Source organism: Streptomyces lasiicapitis, from assembly GCF_014646335.1.
GTDB classification, from domain to species: domain Bacteria; phylum Actinomycetota; class Actinomycetes; order Streptomycetales; family Streptomycetaceae; genus Streptomyces; species Streptomyces lasiicapitis.
In genome coordinates this window covers 374,636-389,251 of the sequence record NZ_BMNG01000012.1, presented here as the reverse complement: position 1 = coordinate 389,251, position 14,616 = coordinate 374,636, and the positions used below count along the sequence as shown (strand labels likewise).

13 protein-coding genes and 1 pseudogene are annotated in these 14,616 nt (G+C 72.6%); 6 read left to right on the top strand and 8 right to left on the bottom strand.

What is annotated here, in order from left to right:
* Positions 1-2 precede the first annotated feature (2 nt).
* Together IEY91_RS27180 and IEY91_RS27175 are read right to left on the bottom strand one after the other, a co-directional pair.
* Positions 3-1,310 carry a serine-threonine protein kinase gene (locus IEY91_RS27180; RefSeq protein WP_189175993.1) on the bottom strand — a complete coding sequence of 436 codons (1,308 nt, stop codon included), beginning with the start codon at positions 1,308-1,310 and terminating at the stop codon, positions 3-5.
* A gap of 122 nt (positions 1,311-1,432) precedes the next feature.
* The gene (locus IEY91_RS27175) at positions 1,433-2,035 is read right to left on the bottom strand and encodes a hypothetical protein (RefSeq protein ID WP_229697249.1); all 603 of its coding nucleotides are present in this window, start codon (positions 2,033-2,035) and stop codon (positions 1,433-1,435) included.
* Between the two features lie 190 nt (positions 2,036-2,225).
* On the opposite strand from IEY91_RS27175, the gene IEY91_RS27170 reads away from it, so the two are divergent.
* From IEY91_RS27170 to IEY91_RS27155, 4 genes are all read left to right on the top strand, one after another.
* On the top strand, positions 2,226-3,308 hold the full coding sequence (locus IEY91_RS27170) for a LysR family transcriptional regulator (RefSeq protein WP_164326231.1): 1,083 nt from the start codon (positions 2,226-2,228) through the stop codon (positions 3,306-3,308).
* 124 nt (positions 3,309-3,432) lie between these two features.
* Entirely contained in the window at positions 3,433-4,197 is a 765-nt protein-coding gene (locus IEY91_RS27165) for an SDR family oxidoreductase (RefSeq protein WP_164326232.1), read from the top strand.
* On the top strand, positions 4,194-5,900 hold the full coding sequence (locus IEY91_RS27160; protein WP_229697248.1) for an AMP-binding protein: 1,707 nt from the start codon (positions 4,194-4,196) through the stop codon (positions 5,898-5,900). The genes IEY91_RS27165 and IEY91_RS27160 overlap by 4 nt, the downstream gene beginning before the upstream one ends.
* Positions 5,901-5,978: 78 nt before the next feature.
* Positions 5,979-6,572, top strand: a complete 594-nt coding sequence (locus IEY91_RS27155) for a TetR/AcrR family transcriptional regulator (RefSeq protein WP_164326234.1) — start codon at positions 5,979-5,981, stop codon at positions 6,570-6,572.
* A gap of 66 nt (positions 6,573-6,638) precedes the next feature.
* Here IEY91_RS27155 and IEY91_RS27150 read toward each other — a convergent pair whose 3' ends face one another.
* From IEY91_RS27150 to IEY91_RS27140, 3 genes are all read right to left on the bottom strand, one after another.
* The gene (locus tag IEY91_RS27150; RefSeq protein ID WP_189175991.1) at positions 6,639-7,853 is read right to left on the bottom strand and encodes an acyl-CoA dehydrogenase family protein; all 1,215 of its coding nucleotides are present in this window, start codon (positions 7,851-7,853) and stop codon (positions 6,639-6,641) included.
* Between the two features lie 15 nt (positions 7,854-7,868).
* Positions 7,869-8,930: a phosphotransferase family protein gene (locus IEY91_RS27145; RefSeq protein WP_189175990.1), complete on the bottom strand. Its 1,062-nt coding sequence runs from the start codon at positions 8,928-8,930 to the stop codon at positions 7,869-7,871.
* A gap of 287 nt (positions 8,931-9,217) precedes the next feature.
* Complete coding sequence (locus IEY91_RS27140) at positions 9,218-9,514, bottom strand: hypothetical protein (RefSeq protein ID WP_189175989.1); 297 nt, start codon at positions 9,512-9,514, stop codon at positions 9,218-9,220.
* A gap of 179 nt (positions 9,515-9,693) precedes the next feature.
* Here IEY91_RS27140 and IEY91_RS27135 point away from each other — a divergent pair, with 179 nt between their 5' ends.
* Positions 9,694-10,641 carry an NADP-dependent oxidoreductase gene (locus IEY91_RS27135; protein ID WP_164328669.1) on the top strand — a complete coding sequence of 316 codons (948 nt, stop codon included), beginning with the start codon at positions 9,694-9,696 and terminating at the stop codon, positions 10,639-10,641.
* A gap of 328 nt (positions 10,642-10,969) precedes the next feature.
* Here the strand turns inward: IEY91_RS27135 and IEY91_RS27130 are convergent.
* The 3 genes and pseudogenes from IEY91_RS27130 to IEY91_RS27120 all read right to left on the bottom strand — a co-directional run.
* Positions 10,970-11,278 (bottom strand): annotated as a pseudogene (locus IEY91_RS27130) (DUF202 domain-containing protein); the annotation flags it as partial.
* A gap of 245 nt (positions 11,279-11,523) precedes the next feature.
* On the bottom strand, positions 11,524-11,916 hold the full coding sequence (locus IEY91_RS27125; RefSeq protein ID WP_189175988.1) for a YidH family protein: 393 nt from the start codon (positions 11,914-11,916) through the stop codon (positions 11,524-11,526).
* 45 nt (positions 11,917-11,961) lie between these two features.
* Positions 11,962-12,486: an NUDIX hydrolase gene (locus tag IEY91_RS27120; RefSeq protein WP_164326239.1), complete on the bottom strand. Its 525-nt coding sequence runs from the start codon at positions 12,484-12,486 to the stop codon at positions 11,962-11,964.
* Positions 12,487-12,816: 330 nt separating this feature from the next.
* Here IEY91_RS27120 and IEY91_RS27115 point away from each other — a divergent pair, with 330 nt between their 5' ends.
* Positions 12,817-14,472, top strand: a complete 1,656-nt coding sequence (locus tag IEY91_RS27115; RefSeq protein ID WP_189175987.1) for an FAD-binding dehydrogenase — start codon at positions 12,817-12,819, stop codon at positions 14,470-14,472.
* The last annotated feature ends 144 nt before the right edge of the window (positions 14,473-14,616 follow it).

Genomic DNA, 14,616 nt, shown 5'->3' with positions numbered 1-14,616 from the left:
CGTCACCGGGCGGCGCGGGCGATCCGGCCGGCGGCGCACACGGCACGTGCCAGTTCCTCGTGGCAGATGTCGCTGTGCGCGCCGTCGGGCAGACCGCCCCGCCGCACCACGGCCGCCGTGTCCACGCTCACGCACCCCCGCGCGGGCAGCGTTTCGCCGAGCTTGACCCGCCGGGCACCGTCGACGGCCTTGATCCCGTCGAAGCCCAGGGCGCCCCACCGCTCCCACAGGCCGAGGAAACTGGAGGAGTCCCCGGCGAGCTTGGAGGCGAGCGGATAGAACTTGCCGAGCGCGTCGTCGTGGCGCGAGTAGCAGCACATCAGCGGCCCGTCGACGCGCCGCTGCACCCCGTGCAGCGCGCCCCCGCGCGACCGGTCGTGCGGCAGCCGGGCGCTGAACGCGTAGTGCGAGAAGGCCCCTTGGAGGAGCGTCGCGGACTTCACGCAGCGCACCCCGGCGGGCATGCCGCGCAGTCCGTACGCCACCAGACGGGCGCCGAAGCTGTGCCCGACGAGATGCACCCGGATGTCCGGCACGTCACGGGCGAGCAGCCCGAGGGTCGCGCCGAGCCCCAACTGGCCGATGGCGCCCGCCCGGCGCTTCATGGAGTAGTACGTGGCCTGCCGAAGCAGCTCCTTCGCGCCGTTCCACAGCCGCCTGCGCAGGCCTCCGAGGAGCTCCTGGCCGGCGGTGGCCCCGGTGCCCCCGGTGGCCCCGATGTCGTCCAGCATGGCGAGGAACACCTCGCAGACCTCGACGGCGTCGTCGGTGAGCATGGCGGGCTCGCCCGCGCCGAGGTCGTCGCCGAACTCGTGCGCCGGGCCCGACTCGCGCACGGCCACCAGGTCGCGGACGTGCCGCGCGAACTCGTCCAGGCGGGAGCGGACTTCGGCGCGCTCCTGGAGGAGCTGGGCGAGGCGGTCGATGTGCGCCGCGTTCGCCGGGCCGGGGAACACCACTTCCAGGAGGCGGCGGGTGGGCTCGTCGAGGGTGGGATCACCCGGATCGCGGGGGCCGGCGGGCGGGGCCGCGATGGGTTCGAAGTCGGGGATCGGTTCGTCGGGGAAGCGGATCGCGGGCCACAGGATCCCGGTGTAGCCGAGGCGCACCCCGGGGCCCGCGAGCCGGTCGAACGGCTCGAAGAAGCGCCGGTAGAGGTTCCTGGCCGTCCGCTGGTCGTTGTTCCAGCCGTGCGCGAACACCAGCAGATCGGTGACGCGTTCGGACTCCGCTCCGGAGAGGAGCCGGTCACGCTGCGCGGCGTCGACGTCTCCGTCGGCGTCGAAGGTCAATTCCCAGTAGGGCTGCACGACCGCATCGTCCTGCGGCCTCGGCCCGCTGAGAAGACGTCGCGGCGGAACACGCGTGGGCCGGTGCCGTCCCCCGGGCGGCGGCACCGGCCCACGCGTGGGTCTTCGGGGGCGGACGCCGGTCAGGAGGCCGGCCAGGCCGGCGGTCCCGCCTTGCGTTCGCGGGCGTAACGGTTGGTCGGCGGCAGCCAGCAGAGCACGATCGCCACCAGCGTCGCGAGCAGCGCCACGAAGCTGAACGCCATGACGGTTTCGGGTTCGTAGTCACCCAAGATGAGGATATGGGGGAACAGTGCGACGACGCCCGAAATGGTAATGAGGACACGCGCCCAAGTGGCCGCGTTCTTGCGGACGCAGAGCGTGAATGCGAGGACGCACGCGGCGGTGAAAATGGCGAATCCGGCGCGCGCCGCGAGCGAACCGGCGCGGTCGCTGACGAGCTCGTCCCAGATGGGCCCGGACAGCGACTTGATGTCGGCCGCTGACGTATTCGACGGGAGCCCGACGACGTCCGGGTGGTCGTCGATGACATCCCTGATGTTCTCGTCGGCCATGTCATTGCCGCCGGCGAAGACGAGCACCGCGCCGATGACGGCGGACACCACGGAAATGACAGAGGTCCAGACCAGAGCGGTGAGGGAGCCGGGCCGCCGGACCGCGCGGGCTGCGCGGGCCGCGCTGCGGGGACCGACCGGCGGCGCGGGCGCGGCCTGGAAATGACTCACGGGTACAACTCTCCTTGCAGAGATGAAGGTTCGACTGGGATTGGCTCGACCTTTCCACGGGTACGTCGAACGCAGCCAGTATTTTCTGGAAGAAATCCCCAGATAATTTGGGGTGATCCGTGGATCAGTTTCCGCGGCGGCTATGCTGCAATGCCTAAAACTCAAAGGGAGTTGGAGAGAGAAAGTCAGCATGGCCTTAACAGGTCCCGCGCAGAACCCCGCGTACCCCGCGGAACTGCTGGACACCACCATGGATCAGCTCCGTACGCTGCTCGCCGTGCACGAGACCGGCACGGCGCTCGCCGCCGCGCGCCAGCTCGGCCGCGAGCAGTCGAGCGTGCAGAAGCAACTGGACACGATGAACCGCACGTTCGGCGCGCTGTGCGGTGAGGCGCTGGTGCTCAAGCGGGGCCGCGGCAAGGACGTGCTGTTCACCGCCACCGGCGAGCATCTGGTCGAACTCGCGCGCAGCACGCTGTCCGCCTGGTCGGACGGCATCAACGACGCGCGCCGCCGCCTCGGGCGCACCCTCTCGGTCGGCTCGACCCGCTACACGCTGGGCTTCCTCCTCGACGCGGTGGAGCGCGTCAGCGACGTGTACGAACGCCGGGGCGTGGACCTGAAGGTCACCCACGTGCGCACCGGTGACCTCTTCGCCCGCCTGCAGTCCAAGGAACTGGACCTGGTGTGCGGCAGCATCGTCGTCACCGAGGGGCAGGAGGACGAGCTCGATCCGTACGAGATCGTGGAGTGGCGCCGCAGCGGCCTGTCGATCCTGACGAACCTGCCGCCGCAGAAACTGCCGGGGCAGGCCGCCGAGGCGGCCGATCCGGCGGGCACCTCCGACACCGCCGTGACCGCCGGCACCGTCAACGCCAGCGAGCTGCCGGGACTGCCCCTGGTGGTCTCCGCGGGCGGCCTCATCGCCCGCTTCCTCACCGCCTGGTACGGCGCCGACTTCCGCAAGGCGATGACCATCGCGGCCGAGATCGAGGCCGCGCACTACGGCTTCGAGCTGCTGCGCTCCGGCCTGGTCAGCGGAGCCATGCTCGTCACCCGAGGCATCGCGGAGGCCGCCGAGTCCGGCAGCCTGCCCGAGGCCGGTGGCCTGCGCCGGCTCGACGTGATCGGGGACGTCGGCCCGCGCACCGAGGTCCTCGTCGGCGTCTTCACCCGGCGCGGCGACCGTGCCTCGTACGACGCCGGCCACCCGCTGAACCTGCTGTGGGACGCCCTGGCGAAGGACAACGAGCGCTGGTGGCTGAGTCGTTGAGCCGTTGACGCCGACCGGCCCTCCGGACGTGGCCGGGTGCCCCCTTTCGCACTACATACCGACCGGTTAGTCTGCCGTGGAGCGTGATCGACCGCAGCGTGTTCGAGGCCGAAGGAGACCGCCCGTGGAGAGCCTGCAGGGCAAGGGAGTCGTCGTCACCGGAGCCGGGAGCGGGATCGGGGCCGCGCTGGCCCGCCGCTTCGCCGCGGCCGGGGCACGCGTCGTCGTCAACGACCTGGACGCCGCCAGAGCGGGCGCCGTGGCCGCCGAGGTGGGCGGCGTCGCCGTGCCCGGGGACGCCTCCGCGGTCGTCGCCGACGCCCTCGCCGCGCTCGACGGCGCCGTCGACGTGTACTGCGCCAACGCGGGCCTGGCGTCCGGCGGCACCGAGGCCGCGGACGAGCGGGTGTGGGCCGACGCCTGGGACGTGAACGTGATGGCGCACGTGCGGGCCGCGCACGCGCTGCTGCCCGGCTGGCTGGAGCGGGGCGAGGGCCGGTTCGTGTCGACGGTGTCCGCGGCCGGGCTGCTCACGATGGTGGGCGCCGCGCCGTACAGCGTCACCAAGCACGGGGCGTACGCCTTCGCCGAATGGCTGTCGCTGACGTACCGCCACCGCGGCCTCAAGGTGCACGCGATCTGCCCGCAGGGCGTGCGCACGGACATGCTCACCGCCGCGGGCTCGGCCGGCGAACTCGTCCTCGCGCCCACCGCCATCGAGCCTCAGGACGTCGCCGACGCGCTGTTCACCGGCATGGCCGAGGACCGCTTCCTGATCCTGCCGCACCCGGACGTCGCCGCGTACTACCAGGCACGCGCCGCGACCCCGGACAAGTGGCTCACGGGCATGAACCACATCCAGCAGAAGTGGGAGGAGTCCGAGCGGTGAACGAATCCCCGGCGACACCCACGGAACCCTCCGGACCTTCCGGATACGCCGCCAAGCCCTGGCTCGGCCTCCTCAGTGAGGTCCAGCGTGCCCCCGTCGCGCCCGCCGCCTCCGTCGTGCACGCCTTCCGGGCCGCCGTCGTCGCCGTGCCCGAGCGCACCGCGCTCGCCTACTTCGACGGGCGTCTGAGCTACCGCGAGGTCGACGCGCTCACCGACTCCGTCGCCGGGCACCTCGCCGCTCGCGGCCTGGTCCGGGGCGACCGCGTCGCGATCGTGCTGCAGAACACCCCGCACTTCGTGATCGCGCTGCTCGCCGCCTGGAAGGCCGGCGCCACCGTCGTGCCCGTCAACCCCATGTACAAGTCGGCCGAGACCCGGCACATCCTCACCGACGCCGACGTGACGGCGCTCGTCTGCGCCGACCAGGCCTGGGAGGGCCACCTGCGCGAGACGGCGGCCGGCACCGGCGTCCGCGTCGTCCTCACCGCCTGCCAGCTCGACCTCCAGACGCGGAACGACCCGCGCGTGCTCGGCTTCGAGCGGCTGCCGCGCGCCGCGGACGCCGACGACCTGCTGACCGTGGCCCGCCTCGGCCTGCCCGCTCCCGGTGGCCGCGCCGCAGGACCCTCCGACACCGCCCTGATCAGCTACACGTCGGGCACCAGCGGCACCCCCAAGGGCGCCATGAACACCCACGGCAACATCACCTACAACGCCGAACGCCAGCGCGCCGGATCCGGCATACCCGAAGGCGCCTGCTACTTCGCGCTCGCCCCGCTGTTCCACATCACCGGCATGGTCGCCCAGCTCGCCGCCTGCCTGACCAACGCGGGCACGCTCGCCCTCGCCTACCGCTTCGAGGCGGGCGTGGTCCTCGACGCGTTCGCCGAGCACCGGCCCGCGTACACCGTCGGCCCCTCCACCGCCTTCATGGCGCTCGCCGCCCACCCGGCCGCCACGCGCGCCCACTTCGACTCCTTCGTGCTGATCTCGTCGGGCGGCGCGCCGCTGCCGCCCGCGCTCGTGGAGAAGTTCCGCGAGGGCTTCGGCCCCTACCTCCACAACGGCTACGGCCTCACCGAGTGCACCGCCCCCTGCGCCTCCGTACCGCCGGGCCGCCGGGCCCCCGTCGACCCGGACTCCGGGACGCTCGCGGTCGGCGTGCCCGGACCCGACACCGTCGTCCGCGTCCTCGACGAACTCGGCGAGGAGGTGCCCTTCGGCACGCCCGGCGAGATCGTCGTACGCGGACCGCAGGTCGTGCCCGGCTACTGGAAACGCCCCGAGGCCACCGCCGAGACCTTCCCCGGCGGCGAGCTGCGCACCGGCGACATCGGCTTCATGGACACCGACGGCTGGCTGTACGTCGTCGACCGCAAGAAGGACATGATCAACGCGTCCGGGTTCAAGGTCTGGCCCCGCGAGGTCGAGGACGTCCTCTACACGCACCCCGCGGTCCGCGAGGCCGCCGTCGTGGGCGTGCCCGACGCCTACCGCGGGGAGAGCGTCAAGGCCTACGTGAGCCTCCGGACGGGCGCAGACGGGGCCGCCGGGGCCGACGCGTACGCCACCGAACTCATCGCGTACTGCAAGGAACGGCTCGCCGCGTACAAGTACCCCCGTGCGGTGGAGGTGCTGGCCGAGCTGCCGAAGACCGCGAGTGGGAAGATCCTCCGGCGGGAACTGCGTTCTCGCTCCTGAGGCGGGACCCGTGTTCCCGCCCGTGCAGACGGCAGACGGAAGACGGAAAGACCATGAACGGAAGGCAGGTGGCGGCAAGTGGCCAGAACGACGGACGGTGACGGCACGCCCGTCCCGCAGAGGCTGCTCGCCGCCGCCACCCGGCTCTTCGCCGACCGCGGCTACGACCGTACGTCCGTGCAGGAGATCGTCGAGGCGGCCGGCGTCACCAAGGGCGCGCTGTACCACTACTTCGGGTCCAAGGACGACCTGCTGCACGAGGTGTACGCGCGGATGCTGCGGGTGCAGCAGGAGCGCCTCGACGCGTTCGCCGACGCGGACGAGCCGGTGGAGCGGCGGCTGCGGGGCGCGGCGGCCGACGTCGTCGTCACGACCATCGCGAACCTCGACGACGCCGCGATCTTCTTCCGGTCGATGCACCACCTCAGCCCGGAGAAGCACAAGCAGGTGCGGGCGGAGCGGCGGCGCTACCACGAGCGGTTCCGGGCGCTGATCGAGGAGGGCCAGGAGTCCGGCGTCTTCTCCACGGCGACCCCGGCCGACCTGGTCGTGGACTACCACTTCGGCTCGGTCCACCACCTGTCGACGTGGTACCGCCCGGACGGTCCCCTGACCCCGCAGCAGGTCGCGGACCACTTGGCGGACCTGCTGCTGCGGGCGCTGCGGCCGTAGTCGCACGGACGCGAAACTGTGGGGCCCGCCGCGTCGGCGACGGGCCCCACAGTCATGACACCGCCCTCACATGTACCGCTTCAGCTCCCGCCGCGCGAGCGACCGCTGATGCACCTCGTCCGGCCCGTCGGCAAGGCGCAGCGTGCGCGCCGCCGCCCACAGCTCCGCGAGCGGGAAGTCCTGGCTGACGCCGCCCGCGCCGTGGAGCTGCACGGCCTGGTCGAGGATGTCCACGACGGCCCGGGGCGTGGCGATCTTGATGGCCTGGATCTCGGTGTGCGCGCCCTTGTTGCCCACCGTGTCCATCAGCCAGGCCGTCTTCAGGACGAGGAGGCGCACCTGCTCGACGGCGACCCGCGCGTCCGCGATCCACTCCTGCACCACGCCCTGCTGGGCCAGCGGCTTGCCGAACGCGGTGCGCTCCACGGCCCGGCGGCACATCAGCTCGATGGCGCGCTCGGCCATGCCGATGAGCCGCATGCAGTGGTGGATGCGGCCGGGCCCGAGCCGCGCCTGGGCGATGGCGAAGCCGCCGCCCTCCTCCCCGACGAGGTTCGTCACGGGCACCCGCGCCTCGTCGAAGACCACCTCTGCGTGGCCGCCGTGGGAGTGGTCCTCGTACCCGTACACCCGCATGGCGCGGCGCACTTCGACGCCCGGGGTGTCGCGCGGCACGAGCACCATGGACTGCTGGCGCCGGATGTCGGCCCCGTCCGGATCGGTCTTGCCCATCACGATGAAGACCTTGCAGTCGGGGTTCATCGCCCCGGAGATGTACCACTTGCGCCCGGAGATGACGTACTCGTCGCCCTCGCGCCGGATGTGCGTGGTGATGTTCGTGGCGTCGGACGAGGCGACCTCCGGCTCGGTCATGGCGAACGCCGAGCGGATCTCGCCCGCGAGCAGCGGCTCCAGCCACTGCTTCTTCTGCTCGTCGGTGCCGAACTGGGTGAGGACCTCCATGTTGCCGGTGTCCGGGGCCGCGCAGTTGAGGGCGGTCGGCGCCAAGTGCGGGCTGCGGCCGGTGATTTCGGCGAGCGGCGCGTACTGGAGGTTGGTGAGCCCCGCCCCGTACTCGGCATCGGGCAGGAAGAGGTTCCACAGGCCCTGGCGGCGGGCCTCGGCCTTGAGTTCACCGACCACGGCCGGCGTGTCCCACGGCGAGGCGAGCGCGGCGCGCTGCTCCTCGGCGACGTGCTCGGCGGGCAGGACGTGCTCGTCCATGAAGGCGAGCAGCCTGGCGCGCAGTTCCTCGGTACGGGCGTCGTATGCGAAGTCCATGGTGTCCGGGTCCTCTCAGCCTTCGTTCAGGGTGGTCAGGCCGTGCTCGATGAAGACGGGCACCAGCTCGCCGATGCGGTCGAAGCCCGCGCCGACCGTCTGGCCGAGCGTGTAGCGGTAGTGGATGCCCTCGAGGATCACGGCGAGCTTGAACCAGGCGAACGCGGTGTACCAGGAGAGGGCGGAGACGTCGCGCCCCGAGCGGGCCGCGTAGCGCTCGATCAGCTCGGCGGGGTCCGGGTGGCCGGGCGCGCTCGCCGTGGTGCTGACGGGGGAGTCGGGCACTTCGAGGCGCACGCTGTACATCACGAGCAGGCCCAGGTCGGTGAGCGGGTCGCCGAGCGTGGACATCTCCCAGTCGAGGATCGCGGTGATGCGGTCGGCCCCGGCGGACGGGTCGGACGGCCTGGACGGCTCGATGAGGACGTTGTCGAGGCGGTAGTCGCCGTGCACCACGGTGGCCGTGGGGGAGGTGGGCAGGGCCCGGCCGAGGGCCGCGTGCAGCTCCTCGACACCCGCGAGCTCACGCCCGCGCGAGGCAGCCAACTGCTTGCCCCAGCGCCGCAGTTGGCGATCGAGGAACCCCTCGGGCCGGCCGAAGTCCCCGAGCCCGACCGACTCCGGGTCCACGGCGTGCAGGTCCACGAGCGTGTCTACGAGGCCGAGCACCGCGCCGCGGGTGCGTTCCGGGCCGAGCGGCACGAGCTGCTCGGCCGTGCGGTAGGGCGTGCCCTCCACGAACTCCATCACGTAGAAGGGCGCGCCGAGCACCTCCTCGTCCTCGCACAGCAGCACAGGGCGGGGCACCGGCACGTCGGTGGGGTGCAGGGCGCTGATGACCCGGTGCTCGCGCTTCATGTCGTGCGCGGTGGCGAGGACGTGCCCGAGCGGCGGGCGGCGCACCACCCAGCGTCCGGTTCCGTCCGAGACGGCGTACGTGAGGTTCGACCGGCCGCCCTCGATCAGCCGGGCGGTGAGCGGTCCCGCGCCGAGCAGTCCCGGGCGTTCGCGGTCGAGGTGCCCCCGCAGCCGGTCGAGGTCGAGGCCGGGCGGCCCTGCGGGACGGTCTGGGCTCATGGGTGAATCGCTCCTGATCATGAACGGCGGACGACGGACTGCGGACGGTGGCGCCAACGCACTTGGCGTTCATGATGCCGACCAGTCGGTATGTCGTCCAGGGGGCCTGGCTCGAACGTGATCAGAATCGCGGAGTGTGGGGCCCCGGCGGTGCGGGGGCGCAAGGGCGGGCGCCCGGCCGGGGAAGGGGTGACCGGGCGCCTCTGGAGGGCTGGATCAGGTGCTGCCGGGGCCGCTGTGGCTGCCGGGGCAGGTGGTGCCGGTAGTGCCGGTAGTGCTGGTCGGCGTCAGTGATCGTCCCAGTGGCCGTCGTGCTCGGCGTGCCGGTGGCCGTCGTGGACGTAGTCCGTGTGGTCGCCGTGCGCCACGGCCGGGTGGCCGCAGCCGTCGCCGTGCCGGTGCTCATGGCCCTCGTGGGCGATGTGGGCGCTCGGCTCGCACTCGTCGTAGTGGCCGTCGTGCGTGCGGTGCAGATGGCCGTCGTGCGCGTAGTCGACGTGGTCGCCGTGCGGGACCTCGGTGTGCCCGCAGGCCGGGCCGTGGGTGTGGTCGTGGGCCGCGTGTTCCTGGTGAAGCGTGGTCATGACGTACACCTTCTGTGCCGGAAGCATCTGTCTCGGGCTGTGCCGGGTGACTCGCCGTGCCGGATGACCCTCTCAGGCTAGTCCTAAATGCCTGCTTCATCCCCTTGTGAAAATGTTTCGCATACTTCCATGACTCTCCGTGAGGCGACCGATGAAGGCGACCCGATGAAGGCGACCCGATGAAAGCGATCAGCTACCACGCGTACGGCGGGCCCGAGGTCCTCGAGTACGGCGATGTGCGCGACCCGAAGGTCGGCCCCGACGCCGTCCTGGTGAAGGTGCGGGCCGCGGCCGTCAACCCCGTCGACTACAAGGCCCGCGAGGGCTACCTCGACGGGGCCCTGGACGCCGTCTTCCCGGTGATCCCGGGCTGGGACGTGGCGGGAGTGGTGGTCCAGCCCGGTGCCGCGGTCCCGGAATTCGCCGTCGGCGACGAGGTCATCGGCTATGTGCGGGAGGACTTCCTGTCGCGCGGGACCCTCGCCGAGTACGTGGCGGCGCCGGTGCGCACGCTCGCGCGCAAGCCGCGGAACCTGACCTTCGAGGAGGCCGCGGGCCTGCCGCTTGCGGGCCTCACGGCGTACCAGGTGCTCACCAAGGCGCTTGCGGTCACCGAGGGCGACGTGGTCCTCGTCCACGCGGCCGCGGGCGGTGTCGGCTCCTTCGCGGTGCAGCTCGCGCGGCACGCGGGCGCCCGCGTCATCGGCACGGCGAGCGAGCGCAACCACGACTACCTGCGGGAGCTGGGCGCGGAGCCGGTGGCGTACGGGGAGGGGCTCGCCGGACGCGTCCACGCCCTCGCCCCCGAGGGCGTCGACGCGGCCTTCGACACGGTCGGCGGCGACGCGCTCCGCGCCTCCGCGGACCTCCTCGCCCCCGGCGGCCGCCTCGCCTCCGTCGCGGACGGCTCCGTGATCGCCCTCGGCGGCCAGTACTGCTTCGTACGCCCCGACGCGGCCGACCTCCACCGCCTCACCGAACTCGCCGAACAGGACGTCCTCACCGTCAACGTCCACGAGACGTTCCCCCTGGAACGCGCGGCGGAGGCGTACCGGCTGAGCGAGGAGGGGCGGACGCGGGGGAAGATCGTGGTGACGGTGGACTGGGGGGAGGACGGGGGGAGTTGAGGGGGGTGCGGCGCGGGCGAGCCTCGCCTCCGGGGCGGGCGTCGCGCCCGGGGTGGGCGTTGCGTCCGGGGTGGGCGTTGCGTCCGGGGTGGGCGTCGCGCCCGGGAGGGGCTTGTCTCGGGCGGGGCTCGTGTCCGGGTGGGCGGTGTTTCTGGGTTGGGCTCGTGCCCGGGGTGGGCGTCGTGCCCAGGTGGGGTTTGTCTTGGGCTGGGCTCGTGTCCGGGTGGGCGGTGTTTGCGGGCTGGGCTCGTCTCCGGACGGGTCTCGCTGTCGGGAGGGCGTTGTCTGCGGGCCGGGCTGCCCCGAGCGGGGATCGCGATCAGCGGGGCTAGAAGATCATCGCCGCCGCGCACACCGCGAGGGCAGCCGTGCACAGGGCCGCCGCCGCGGTGGTGCGCGGGCCGATCGCGTGCGGGCGTGCCGTCGTCAGGGCCGTCATCCTGCGGTGCGCGACGGCCAGGAAACCCAGCCACAGCAGCAGGCACAGCGCGCACGCGACGGCGTCCGCCGCCGAGGAGCCGTCGTGCAGCGCCGCCCGCGCGCCCAGCACGGCGGCGACGGTGCACGTCAGCGTCGTACGCCGCCACGCGAGCCGCGTCCGCTCGGGTTGGAGCCCGGGGTCCCGCGGCGGGGACGCCGGGGCGTCGTAGGCGCCGCCTCCACCTCCGCCTCCTCCGCAGGCTCCGCTCCCGCCGACCTCGGCGCCTGCACGGAAGCCCTCGCCGACCGGGAGGCCGCTGGCTCCGCCTCCGCTGCCGGGTCCGCGTCCGTCGCGGGCTCTGCTCCCGCCGACCTCTCCGCCCGCGCTGCTGAATGCCCCGTCTCCGGCGGCCGCGCCGACTCCGCGCCCGTGTCCCCCGGACCCCGCCGCCCCGCGGCCCCTCACCCCTCCCACCCGAACACCACGACCACCACCATGACCACCGCGACCACCGCCACCACCACGCCCAGCAGGGCGGGGAAGCGGGACGCGGGGAGGTCCTCGCCGCGCCGTATGGCCCGCTCGCAGCGCATCCAGTGGTTGACCGCGCGCAGGGAGCACAGCACCCCGGCGCCGAGCAGCGCGAGCGCCAGGCCGACGCGTACGCCCCAGCGCAGGTCGGGCAGGAACTGGTCCACGGCGAAGCCGCCGCCGATCAGCGCGAGCGCGGTGCGCAGCCAGGCCAGGAAGGTGCGCTCGTTGGCGAGCGAGAAGCGGTAGTCGGGGGTGTCGCCCTCCTGCCGGACCCGCTCGGGGGCGAACCACAGCCGGATGCTCTGTACGAAGGTGCTCACCGTTGCACGATAGGTCGGGCGGCGGGGGCCCCGCCCGACGGGCCCTCAGCCGGTGGCCCGGAACGCCCGCAGCCGCTCGTACGCGTCGAGGCCGTCCGGCACCCACTCCCACTCGGCCGCCCGGCGCGCAAGCTCCTCGTCCGTGAGGAAGTCGTGCCAGGCCACCTCCTCGCGCTGCGGGCTGACCGGGGCCGTGCAGCGCACCTCGTACACCGACGACCACCAGGTGCGGCCCGCGCCGTCGTCGTACAGGAACTTGAAGAGGGGTACGGGGCGGGGGAGCCCTGTGACGCCGAGCTCCTCCTGGGCCTCGCGCAGCGCCGCGTCGTCGTACGACTCGCCCGCCGCGACCACGCCGCCGACGAACATGTCGTACAGGGAGGGGAAGACCAGCTTGGTCGGGGTGCGGCGGTGCACGAACACGCGGCCGGTGGCGTCGCGGGCCTCGATGAACACGCAGCGGTGCCGCAGTCCCTGGGCGTACACCTCGCCGCGTGGTGCTGTCCCCACGACGTGGTCGTCCTGGTCGACGACGTCCAGCACCTCGTCCGCAGGCTCCTCGGTACTCATCCCGCCATCCAACCTCACGCCACGGAGCCTCCGCCCCCGGCCCCCGTCTGGGGCTCCGCCCCTTTCCCCCTGTCGGCGCTTCGCGCCTCGTCCTCAAGCGCCGGACGGGCTGAAACCCCCAGCCGCAGCGGCATGGTTTCAGCCTGTCCGGCGTTTGAGGACGAGGCCGTTCAGGCCGATACGGGGGTCCGGGGGCGGAGCCCCCGGTTTCGGGAAGGGGCGGGGTTGGGGAATGCCCCGCAGGGCAGTTGACTGCACCCCCCGCCCGACCCAGGATTCTGACTCACCGGTAACCCCCGCCGGTCGAGCCGAACCCCCAGAGGAGCCCCCATGGCCTACGACGCAGACGTGATCGTGATCGGCGCGGGCCTCGCCGGCCTCACGGCGACCGCCGAGCTGGTGGACGCCGGCCGCCGGGTGATCCTCGTGGACCAGGAACCGGAACAGTCGCTGGGCGGCCAGGCCTTCTGGTCGTTCGGGGGCCTGTTCTTCGTGGGCTCCCCGGAGCAGCGCCGCATGCGCATCAAGGACCACCGGGAACTCGCCCTCCAGGACTGGCTGGGCACAGCCGGCTTCGACAGGGACGAGGACCACTGGCCCCGCAAGTGGGCGGAGGCGTACGTGGACTTCGCGGCAGGCGAGAAGCGGCCCTGGCTGCACGCCCAGGGCGTCCGCTTCTTCCCGGTCGTCGGCTGGGCGGAGCGCGGCGGCTACGACGCCCAGGGCCACGGCAACTCCGTACCCCGCTTCCACGTCACGTGGGGCACGGGCCCCGGCCTCCTCGCCCCCTTCGTCCGCCGCGTCCAGGAGGGCGCGGCCCGCGGCCTGGTCCAGTTCAAGTTCCGCCACCGCGTCACCGGCCTGTCCCGCACGGGCGGCGTCGTGGACACCGTGGCCGGCGAGGTCCTGGAGCCGTCCGACGTGGAGCGGGGCAAGGCGAGCGGCCGCGAGGTGACGGGCTCCTTCGAGTTCCGCGCCCAGGCGGTGATCGTCACCTCCGGCGGCATCGGCGGCAACCATGACCTCGTACGCGCCAACTGGCCCGAGCGGCTCGGCAACCCGCCGGAGAAGATGCTCTCGGGGGTGCCCGCGCACGTGGACGGCCTGATGCTCGGCATCGCCGAACGCGCGGGCGCCCGCCTGATCAACCGCGACCGCATGTGGCACTACACGGAGGGCATCGAGAACTGGGCCCCGATCTGGGACAAGCACGGCATCCGCATCCTGCCGGGACCGTCCTCGCTGTGGCTGGACGCCCGCGGCGACCGCCTGCCCGTACCGCTGTTCCCGGGCTTCGACACCCTCGGCACGCTGAACCACATCATGCACACCGGCTACGACTACACGTGGTTCGTGCTCAACCAGCGCATCATCGGCAAGGAGTTCACGCTCTCCGGCTCCGAGCAGAACCCCGATCTGACGGGCAAGTCGGTGCGCGGGGTCGTCGGACGGGCACGGGCCGACGTGCCGGGACCGGTCAAGGCGTTCATGGACCACGGCGCCGACTTCGTCGTCGAACGGGACCTCGGCGCGCTGGTGCGCGGCATGAACGCCCTCACCAAGGAACCCCTCATCGACGAGGCCGCCCTGCACCGCACCATCGCCGCCCGCGACCGCGAGATCGTCAACCCGTACACCAAGGACCTCCAGGTCACCGCCATCCGCGGTGCCCGCAAGTTCGTCGGCGACCGGCTCGTGCGCACCGTGGCGCCGCACCCGATCCTGGACCCGAAGGCCGGTCCGCTCGTCGCCGTACGCCTCAACATCCTCACCCGCAAGTCACTCGGCGGTCTGGAGACCGACCTGTCCTCGCGCGTGCTCCAGGAGGGCGGCGACCCGCTGCCGGGTGTGTACGCCGCCGGGGAGGCCGCCGGATTCGGCGGCGGGGGAGTGCACGGCTACCGCTCGCTGGAGGGGACGTTCCTCGGCGGCTGCCTGTTCTCGGGGCGCGCGGCAGGACGGGCGGCGGCGAAGTCGGTCGGCTGACGCCGATCCGGTCGGAGTACGTCAAGTCGGCCTGGGTGCCCCGGAGTTGAGGCGCAGAACGAGGCGTAGAACACGGCACGAGTCGAACAAAACGGCGAGTAAGGGTCACCTTACGGCTTCGGCGGTGACGAGGCCTTGACGCGG

Bases quoted from the DNA above. Each gene is read 5' to 3' on its own strand.
- IEY91_RS27170 (WP_164326231.1), top strand. From the start codon at position 2,226: ATGGCCTTAACAGGTCCCGCGCAGAACCCCGCGTACCCCGCGGAACTG.
- IEY91_RS27150 (WP_189175991.1), bottom strand. From the start codon at position 7,853: ATGGACTTCGCATACGACGCCCGTACCGAGGAACTGCGCGCCAGGCTG.
- IEY91_RS27145 (WP_189175990.1), bottom strand. From the start codon at position 8,930: ATGAGCCCAGACCGTCCCGCAGGGCCGCCCGGCCTCGACCTCGACCGG.
- IEY91_RS27140 (WP_189175989.1), bottom strand. From the start codon at position 9,514: ATGACCACGCTTCACCAGGAACACGCGGCCCACGACCACACCCACGGC.
- IEY91_RS27135 (WP_164328669.1), top strand. From the start codon at position 9,694: ATGAAAGCGATCAGCTACCACGCGTACGGCGGGCCCGAGGTCCTCGAG.
- IEY91_RS27120 (WP_164326239.1), bottom strand. From the start codon at position 12,486: ATGAGTACCGAGGAGCCTGCGGACGAGGTGCTGGACGTCGTCGACCAG.
- IEY91_RS27115 (WP_189175987.1), top strand. From the start codon at position 12,817: ATGGCCTACGACGCAGACGTGATCGTGATCGGCGCGGGCCTCGCCGGC.